The sequence below is a fragment of the Pedobacter sp. genome, from assembly GCF_035566355.1.
GTDB lineage: Bacteria > Bacteroidota > Bacteroidia > Sphingobacteriales > Sphingobacteriaceae > Pedobacter.
On the sequence record NZ_DATMRL010000655.1, the window covers coordinates 1 to 9,579 of the forward strand.

7 protein-coding genes are annotated in these 9,579 nt (G+C 40.8%); 1 reads left to right on the top strand and 6 read right to left on the bottom strand.

Annotated elements, in window-relative coordinates:
- On the bottom strand, positions 1 to 189 hold a 189-nt coding region (locus tag VNZ46_RS25795; RefSeq protein WP_325563982.1), incomplete at its 3' end, for a hypothetical protein.
- An 89-nt stretch (positions 190 to 278) separates the two neighbouring features.
- Between VNZ46_RS25795 and VNZ46_RS25800 the strand changes: the two genes are divergently transcribed.
- Positions 279 to 518, top strand: coding sequence for a hypothetical protein (locus VNZ46_RS25800; RefSeq protein ID WP_325563984.1), 240 nt, complete (start codon positions 279 to 281; stop codon positions 516 to 518).
- Between the two features lie 10 nt (positions 519 to 528).
- Here VNZ46_RS25800 and VNZ46_RS25805 read toward each other — a convergent pair whose 3' ends face one another.
- From VNZ46_RS25805 to VNZ46_RS25825, 5 genes are all read right to left on the bottom strand, one after another.
- The gene (locus VNZ46_RS25805) at positions 529 to 1,602 is read right to left on the bottom strand and encodes a hypothetical protein (RefSeq protein WP_325563986.1); all 1,074 of its coding nucleotides are present in this window, start codon (positions 1,600 to 1,602) and stop codon (positions 529 to 531) included.
- Between the two features lie 4 nt (positions 1,603 to 1,606).
- Positions 1,607 to 3,397 carry an HSP90 family protein gene (locus tag VNZ46_RS25810; RefSeq protein WP_325563988.1) on the bottom strand — a complete coding sequence of 597 codons (1,791 nt, stop codon included), beginning with the start codon at positions 3,395 to 3,397 and terminating at the stop codon, positions 1,607 to 1,609.
- Between the two features lies 1 nt (position 3,398).
- A complete protein-coding gene (locus VNZ46_RS25815; RefSeq protein ID WP_325563990.1) occupies positions 3,399 to 5,876 on the bottom strand; it encodes an SEL1-like repeat protein in 2,478 nt (825 codons plus the stop codon).
- A gap of 226 nt (positions 5,877 to 6,102) precedes the next feature.
- On the bottom strand, positions 6,103 to 6,462 hold the full coding sequence (locus VNZ46_RS25820) for a helix-turn-helix domain-containing protein (protein WP_133780008.1): 360 nt from the start codon (positions 6,460 to 6,462) through the stop codon (positions 6,103 to 6,105).
- A 243-nt stretch (positions 6,463 to 6,705) separates the two neighbouring features.
- Positions 6,706 to 9,579, bottom strand: a 2,874-nt coding sequence (locus VNZ46_RS25825) for a M16 family metallopeptidase (protein ID WP_325563993.1), incomplete at its 5' end; no start/stop codon positions are given.

The following is a 9,579-nucleotide window of genomic DNA, read 5'->3' on the forward strand; positions in this document are numbered from 1 at the left end:
TCCGGAGGTGAGGATATAGACGATATCAACAACTCCCACCGGCATAGAACTTAAAACATAAGATTCATACCTGACACGGCTGTGCGTTGAGCTCATAAAATGTGCTTCCAAATCATCGTATTCTTTCAATACACTTGCAGACCTCTCCAGTTCACTTGAAAGCTCATTGTAATACTCTTCGTAATTCATAATTATTTTTTCTGACCTTAAAGGTACTCAATATTATCGGTTGAAACATTAGTTCGCCTTAGTTGTTATATTCCTAAAAAATAAAGAAGATGATAAATCCAGAAGATAACGTTCCATTGGACGATTCACTGAACTCGGAAGCAGATGATCAGCAGAGTCAAAAAGATATTCACTCCAATGGTTTTGATGAAGAATATGATCAGGCTGCTGGTGAGCAGCCTGATACGGAATTATTAAAGCAAGCATTTAATGCTGCTGAAAGTTCTTTTACTTTGGATGCGGAAGATAACATTGCACCCAAAGCAAAAGAAGAAGGTACCGATTCTTAAGCAAACCTTCTTAATTCAGAGCCTGCTCCAATTGAGTTGAAAAATTCGAATTGCCGTTACGTTCATCGAACTGTGCGGCATTTCTTTGTGCTTGTTTATAATAGAAATCGTAGAGATCTTTTACTTTATAGCCATGAGCAGAAGTATACAAGGGATGTTCATGCGGCAATTCTAGTGTAACTTGTTTTTCCTGATCTTCCAGTCTCAGCGCTTCGGCCATATACTGCGAAAAGAAAAACTCCCGGCTGGTTCTGCATTCCATAGCCCATGGAAGGTATTTCTCTATATATTCCCAACCTTTTTCTTTATGGTTATGAAACAAGAATACGATCAGCAATCCGATAGAAACTATTAAAGTGGAATCCTCTTCCCTTTCCTGCAATTCTTCTTCAGCGCGGACAAATAATTCCTCTGCTTTTTCATTTTCATTATTTTTAACAGCAAGGTAACAAAGCTGGCACAAAGTGATTACGGGAACATGTGCACAAGTGTATTGTTTTTGCAGCAGTGGCTGCGCTTTCTGATAAGCAGCAGCAAAATCGCCTTCATTGACCAAAAAGGCAACTTCTGTATCCATTTCACAAGCCCGGCAATCGCTCAGTTCATCTATTGGAAGTGAATTGACCAGATCCAGGTATTTTTTACTTCCCGCCGGTTCTTTTTGCCCCAATGCTTCATGAAGAAGTTTGCTGTAATAAGAACGTAAACCATAGCCTTTTTCTTCCAGCCTCCTTTTATAATCGGAAAGTACATTGTCCAATTGTTCCAAGGGAACTTCAGGGTTGGAGAACAATTCATCTATAATCCACTTATATTTCCAGAGCAGGTCTTCAACAGCATAGTTTTCGGGGTCTGCATCATAGGTATTCAGCATCCAGCTAAATGCCCGAACAAACTCTTCTCTTCCCACCAATCTCCATTGTGTATCCATCAAATCTTCCCTAAGTTCATATCCCCATTCTACATCTTCATTTGCATCAGCAATCTGGATGGCCTCAATCAACAATTTAGCTGCATCTTTAGGATGAATGTTTTCCTGATTGGCCCGGTTTAGGAGCTTTTGTATTTCTAAAGTATACCTCATCTTCTTAAATATTAATAAAATTCTCCATGCCCATAACAATCAGGTTATGGAGTGCTTCGTTAAACAAATTCATTTCTGTATCGCTAACCGGATATTTACCCAATAATAAAGCCTGTACGTATAAAATCTGGATAATAGAAGGAAAAACATAAGGATCCTTAATCTCAATCATCCTTTTTACCAGTCTATTATCGGCATTAAAACAAAGAACAGGTTCTGCAACCTTCTTTTTCGGAGCAAATGCACCCAGAGCTGCTGCAAGGGGATTATTGGCTGAAACTTCCTGCTTCGCATTTCTGGTACTCATATCGTCCTGCGGTGCCACATAGATCGCAGGTGTATCCTCCGGATTAAAGCGTTTCAAACTGCAGATACAGTTCAATGGCTTGAGCACCTCCGCAGCCCTTTTCTCGAATTCCGCAAATTGCTGCTCATTAGCAATATCTACGGCATGAAAAGTATTCAGTAAACTGCCCGGGGAGATTTGTTCAATTTTAAGGTGTTTGTCCAGTCGCTGGATTTTCTTCAGCAATTCTTCCTCGAAAGTATAGGCCGCATTAATGATCAGAACTCCCTGCGATCCGGCAATACGCCTGACCTGCTTAAAATCATCAATATTGGGTGTGTAATATATGGTCTGTCCCTGTTCCCTAATGTTTTTAAATGTCCGGATTCCTTTATTGGTTTCAAAAGGTAAATCGTCCATAAAGACTTGCAGAAGTTCATTGTCTTCCGCTGCAATCGCTTTGAGGTGCAGATAGTGCGTATTGATCAGTTTCTGATAAATAGAGTGATCCACCAGGCCCACAGATTTCAAATATCCTTTGATTGACTGTCCAATTTGTTTTTTTGCTTCTTTCAGCAAGTCATTATAAACCAGCGACTCACGGGATGCAATGGCGTCCAGTCCGTCAGTATTGAGCACACAACGAATAAAAAAGGCCCAGCTGGGCAATAAGCGACAATCATCGTCGCTTAAAAACATTCGTTTTAAATAGATCTTATGGGTTTGTTTACCAGTAAACTGGGTTTTAAAGGGCAATACATACGCTACTCCTTTTATGGCACCTGCTGAAGAAGAAACAGGAAAAGCATCTAAAAAACTGGTATTAAAAACTTTACGTCCATAAGCCAGTAATTCTTCCTTCGAAGCCGTACCATCCAGCCATACGGCCCCTCCTTTATTGATCCAGTGTTGCTCCTGGTCGTAAAAGAGATAAATTGGCATAGGTAACGCCTCGCCATAGTTCTCCAGGTTTTTACGGAAGGTGTCGGGTTGAAATAAATGTTTGAATTCCTCCTTTGGCAGCAGGATAACTTTAGATCCTATTGGACGTTCCTCACTGATTTCGGTGATTTGGTAAGTCCCATCTGACTTGCCCGTCCAACGAAAGGCCTTATCGCTGAGCGCCGATCTGGATTCAACGATAATTTCATTTGACACCACAAAACAGGACAACAGCCCGATCCCAAATTTTCCGATATAATCTTTTGCTTCAAAGGCCTCTCTTTTGGAACTTTCGCCGATCACCGCAAGGAATTTATGAATCTCTTCCTCTTTTAAACCAATACCATTATCCTCAAAGATCATCTCTTTTCGGTTCATATCGGGAAGGTAGATCCGTATTGCTCCAAGATGATGCTCATCTATAGTCTTAAATGCAGTAATCGCATCTACCCCATTTTGCAGAAGTTCCCTCACAAAGGTATTCGGATTGCTGTATAAATGTTCAGACAACAGCGAGATCATTCCTTTCAGGTTCACCTGAAACAAATATTGCTGATTTTCATCCATATTATTTTCCTCTCTTCCTGCCAGTGAGTTTCATGGCTTTTTCATGGCCATTATCTGCGGCTTTTTCAAACCAGGACATCGCCATTTCTTCGTCTTCCTCTACTCCATCTCCCATTAAATAACAATTCCCGAGTTCAAACTGCGCCAGTGCATAATTTTCTTCAGCAGCTTTAGTAAGCCACCGCAATCCTTCCTCTTTATTCATTGCAACACCTTTACCAGTCAGTAAGAGCGTACCCGTATAATACTGGGAAGCAATATTGTTGTGCTGTGCCGCATCATTGAACCAGCGGAAGGCTTGTTCTGGATTGGCCTTTACGCCAGATCCATTGAGGTAACAGCGTCCAGTATGGTACATGGCCAGGATATATTCCCGGTTAGCAGCCATTTCATAATATTTAAAAGCTTCGGGGTAATTGGTCTCCACGCCTAAACCATACTCGTAACATAGTCCAAGCCCTTCATGCAATACATCCCGCTCAAAAGCCTGTTGATAATAGTCAAATGCCTTTTCAGCCTGGTCAATTCGATCGTAATCGTACATATAGTAATCACCAATTTCGACCATAGCATGTGGGTATCCGGCCTCTGCCGCCTTATGAAACCATTCCAATCCCTTTTCAGAATCCTGTGTAATCAACCCATGCATGTAATAGTAACCCAATTTATACGCTCCGTAATAATAGTTTTGCTCTGCGGCACTTTGCATGTAGTCAAATGCCTTCTGAGCATCAAATGCAACACCGTATTCGTGTTCATAGCAGAGTCCAAGTTCTACCATCGCTTTTGGGTTACCTCCTTCGGCTGCATGTTGGTAATACGCAATGGCTTGATCGGGATCTTCCTGAACACCTATACCAAAGCGGTAACAGCGCCCTGTTTCAAACGTACAATTCACATCTTTGAGTTCTGCACCTCTCTTGTACCAACTAAATGCAGCTTCGTGGTCAGGGCTTTCAGTATGGTAGGCATTCTCCAGGTAAGTTCCAGTGGCATGAATGGCAAAAGCATAGTCCATTTCCGCGGCCCTTTTGAACAAATCAAAAGATTGCTGAAGATCTTTCACTATAGTACCATCCTCATACATAAAAGCCAGTTCTGTCATGGCGTAAGGAGAGCCCATTTCAACGCCTTTTTCAAAATAAGTTCTTGCTTTTTCCTGATCTGGCTCACCAGCTACTCCATATCTGTAGATCCTTCCTGAATTGTTTATTCCTGCAGGGAAATTCAGTTCTGCAGCTTGTTCATAAAAAGACAAAGCCTTCTCTACATCTGCGTCGCCAACCAATATGCCTTCCTCATAGAAATACCCTAATCGGTTCATTGCATAGGGCAGTTTATCTTCAACTGCTTTTCTAAGCAGCTCCAATCCGGCCTGCTCATCTTTTTGTACTACGGCCCCATCCAGCAATACTTCTGCTTTTTCGATTAAAGCATCTGCTGAACCATCGGTGATAGCAACATCCAGGTAATGAAGCCCTTTTTCTCCGTTTATAAATTCGGGTACATACAAGTAGATTAAAGCCAGGCGATAAGCCGCAAATGCATTGTTATACAGGTAGCCTAATTCAAACCAGTGAATAGCCTCTTCAAATGAAGAGCCTCCGTTATTTTCCGGCAAAGCATGATAGCCAAGATGAATAGCTGCTTCTACAGTCCCTAATTCAAAAGCTTCTTTCCACATGGCAAAAGCCTCCGATCTGACAGTCAGATCCTCTGAGGATGCAAACTTCATTGTAGCCAGCCTGAACAAGGCATAATCATGCTGATAGTTCTGATAAAGCGTCTGATAAACAGCTACTGCTGCTACTTCATCCCGTATAGAATCGTAATAATTTCCTTCCAGAACAAAAGCACTTTTTATTAAAAAGAAATCTTCACTTTCTTTTAATTCAGCGATGAGCGAAAGAATCCCTTCCGTATCTCCTATATTTAAAGAGATATAAGCTTTATATAATTTAACCCATAAAGAAGATGAACTGTTCAGCAACTTCAAACCGGCTTCTTTATCTTCTTTGATCAATACACCATAATACAGGAAGTAACCTTTTACAGCAATACCCAGTTCTACCTTTTGATCAATAGCTTTATCCAGATAGTAGGTTATTTTCTCAGCATTGCGATGAGACCTTCGGGCCTCCCTGTACTGAAATGCAATCTGCGTATATATAATAGGGAAATAAACTGCAAGTTTTTCAAGCACAACAAGCAAAATATTTAAGTGCGTGTCGTAATCTTCTTCACTAAGATAAACACTGGCTTTAAAATCCAATCCTTCAGTGACTAGTTTCTTATAAAAAGCAAAAACCTCGTCTTTATTCTCCCCCAGACCGGATGATGCATGATCTAATAAAGCAAGACCTTTGTACCAATTGTCTTTTTGCTGTAGATCGGCTCTGGTTAAGTTCCTAATTTCCTGTGCTATATCCACCTTCTCCGTTTCCTGAAGGATCATGCTATAAGCATTTCTAAGATTCATTTTTCTATAGGTTAATGTAAAAAAACAATTTCCACAACATTTTTCGCCATGGAATTCTGGTAAACATAATAAAATTATTTTTTTTACTTCAGCCCGTTGGAGTCAAAAAATGAGCTATTCTATCGAAATTTGACCGGAGTTCTTACACCCACAACAGGAGAATAAGGACACGGATTCTTAATCCGCCCTTTCCGTTCATCAAAGGCAGGTGGTATTCTTATCTAACTTAGTGTTTGACTACGTCGGCTTCAGTTTCTCTGATCCTTTTCTGCAGCTCATCCTTCTCTTCGAAACAAGTAATGAGTTTTCCTTGTAACTCACTAATCGTGGCTTGCTGCTGCTTTAACAAAAGCTCCTGTTTTCTTTCAGTTTCATCTCGCTGGTCATCTGTTTCTTCAAAAAAAGCACCAGCATTTACTTTAAATAAAATAGCAAGCTGGATAATCCGGGCTGAATTTACATCGGTAATTCCATTTTCTATTTTTGAAAATGCAGGAACAGAGATTCCGAGAACTTCTGCAAGCTCTCCTTGTGTTTTCCGCGCTTTCAGACGGAAAGTTTTAATTTTTTGGCCTATTTTACTCATAAACAACAGAAGTGTTTTCTAATATAGAAATGAACTTTCTATTTTATACTGTTCATTTAGTTCATTTTCAAATGAACAAAGCTTTTTTATGCTTCTGCTCATTCCTGTGGAGAAGAAATTCAATAAGGAATCAGTTACTGTGAAAATGTAAAAGAGTGCATCACAACAAGTTCGAGATCCTGAAATAAATTCAGGATCTCGACCGTATTATGACACACCCTTTTGCTTGTTGTCTGGGTAAAATTATTTCTCTGGAGACAGGACAAGCCTGATGTAATTATCCCCATTCAAATATTTCGCAGCGATATCTTTCAAACCTGACACTGTGACTTTACCTAATGCATCATCATAATCATTAACCTGGGTCAAAGGTTCGTTATTGATCAATTGTCCGTTCAGATAGTTTAACCAGAAATTATTGGTCTTCAATTCTGTTTCTCTGCTCCTGCGGTCTTCCGCTTTAAACTTATTGATGTTTTCCAGTGACGGGCCATTCTTACCCGCTTTCTTTACTTCATCCAGCGCAGAAGCAATCAGACGTTCCACATTACCAGGGGCGCAACCAAAAGAAATGACCATACTGAATCTACTCTGAGGATATTTCGAAGTGCTTACTTGTACACTTGGAGTGTATACACCGCTTTCCTCTTCTCTCAATCGCTCTAACATCCTGATCTCCAAAGTTTCTTTTAAAGCTTCCATTTTCACATCATTTTCATAGCTATAATCGAAAGGCCCGGAAAACACCATATATACGGTAGATTTTTGTTCTGTCCCTTTATATACTGTTTTAGAAATCTTTCCTTCGGGGATATGAATACCCAAATCTCTTGCTTCTTCCTGACGCCCTTTTGAAGGCAAAGAGCCCAGATATTTTTCCAATAATGGTTTTATTGTGGCTTCATCTATACTTCCTACAAAAGTGAAAGTAAGCCCGGAAGCATCAGCAAACCGCTCTTTATAAATATGCAGTGCCTTATCCAAATCAATTTGGTTTATTTTTTCCAGGCTTGGCCCGGTACGGCGAATATTATAATTACTCAAAACAGCACTTACAGTGTCGCTGAATACCTTGTTTGGATCATCACCACGATTTGCCAGACCGGATTTTGCGTTAGCAATTAGCCCTTTAAAGATTTCCTCATCTTTGCGTGGTTCAGTGAAGTAACCATAAATTAATTGAAGCGCAGTTTCCAAATCTTTTGGTGTTGCACTGCCATTAAATCCTTGTGTACGCTCTCCAATATAAGGGCCTACGCCCAATTGCTTGCCAGTGAGAAATTTATCCAGCTGTGTAGAGCTGAAATTTCCTACACCACCTGCAGCCACTGCACCGGCAGCGTTGGTTGCACTTTGAAAATCAGCATCGCTGTATAGGGAAGTTCCTCCTCTTGAGAAGGCATTGAACAGGATTTGATTATTTTTAAAGTCTGTTTTTTTAAGCAGTACTTTTACCCCGTTACCTAATGTCAGTGTTGTAATCCCCAGAGTGGCGTCTTTATCTTCTTTCACAATCTTTCCACCTGCGGGTATTCCAGCAAGTAATGGCAATGTACTCACGTTGTCCTTAAATGCTTCCAGTTTTTCTTCATTAACACTTTGTATCCAGGTGAGTGCTTTATTTTCATCGGGTAAACTGGCTTTATCCTTTTCAGGTGCCATAATAACAATATCTCTATTGATATCCTTAATGTATTCTTTACTTACAGCGTTCACTTCCTGAAGGGAAATTCCCGGGATAAAACGGGTAACGAGCTCATTTTCTTTCACAATACCAGGTGCCGCATTCTGATGTAAGAAATATTCAAGATATTCTTTTACATAGGATTCTGACTGTGTTTTGTCTTTCTCCTTCACTGCAGCCTCCATACTGCTCAGGTAATTCTGTTTTGCACGGTCTAATTCGGTTTGTGTAAAACCAAACAACTGTGCCCGGCGGCTTTCTCTCCAAACCGCTTTAAAACCTTTCTCCAGCGCTCCAGGTTTAGCAACAACGGTAGCCGCATACATATCCAAACCGCCCAACAAGTCTTGAATACCTGCCCCACCCTGTAAAAACGGTGGATCTGCCTGTCTGGATAACTCGGTATAGCGTTCATTCAGGATCTGATTAAACAGCCCCTTAACGAGCGAAGCACGATAATCTTCAGCCGTTTTCAGGTCCTGTGCTTTATGCTTAATCAGTACCTGCATTACCGTGGAGGGCATTTCTTTGTCTGTAACAGCGAGAAATTGATTCTTACCTGTTAAAGGCACGGTATATTTTGTTCTTGGTTTCTCCTTAACCGGATTTTTCAGATCAGAAAATTTGGCTTTAATGGTTTTTTCCATCTCCGCTACGTTTATATCTCCAACAACGATGAGCGCTTGTAAATTTGGCCTGTACCAGTCTTTATAATAGGCCTTAATCGTCTCGGGTTTAAAATTCAACAACACTTGCTCTGTCCCAATCGGAACACGTGTGGCATATCTCGAGTAGTTCAGCAACAATGGAAAAGTCTGTCTCTGCATTCTTTCTGAAGCACCTTTACCTAAACGCTTTTCTTCCATGATCACGCCACGCTCTTTATTGATTTCTTCTGTTTCTAAAGTGGCCTCCTGGGCCCAATCGCGCATGATCTGGATGCCATTCTTAAGTATTTCCGGATTGTCCGTTGGCAGAGGCAATTGGTACACCGTTTCATCAAAACTGGTATAAGCATTCAGATCTGCACCAAAACGTACACCGGATTTCTGCAGGTAGCTGACCAGTTCACTTTTAGGAAAATGCTTGGTCCCGTTAAAACTCATGTGTTCCATAAAATGTGCCAGGCCCTGCTGTTCATCAGTTTCCAGAATAGACCCCACTTTATTGGCCAGGTACATCACTACCCTATTCTTAGGTTCAGTATTGTGCCGTATATAATAGGTAAATCCATTGGGTAATTTACCTGTACGTACAGCTGGATCCAGGGGCAGATTTGATGTGTTTGCCGAACGGGCCTGGTCCGTCTTCAGCGGTTGTTTTAAGGTTTTCAGCTGCGCCTGACTGTTAAAAGGCATAAACAAGCCAAATGCCACCGCAGCTATAAATAGTTTTTGTTTTTTGTAAATCATTTGTGATAATAAGTTGAGGCC

Bases quoted from the DNA above. Each gene is read 5' to 3' on its own strand.
- VNZ46_RS25800 (WP_325563984.1), top strand. From the start codon at position 279: ATGATAAATCCAGAAGATAACGTTCCATTGGACGATTCACTGAACTCG.
- VNZ46_RS25805 (WP_325563986.1), bottom strand. From the start codon at position 1,602: ATGAGGTATACTTTAGAAATACAAAAGCTCCTAAACCGGGCCAATCAG.
- VNZ46_RS25810 (WP_325563988.1), bottom strand. From the start codon at position 3,397: ATGGATGAAAATCAGCAATATTTGTTTCAGGTGAACCTGAAAGGAATG.
- VNZ46_RS25815 (WP_325563990.1), bottom strand. From the start codon at position 5,876: ATGAATCTTAGAAATGCTTATAGCATGATCCTTCAGGAAACGGAGAAG.
- VNZ46_RS25820 (WP_133780008.1), bottom strand. From the start codon at position 6,462: ATGAGTAAAATAGGCCAAAAAATTAAAACTTTCCGTCTGAAAGCGCGG.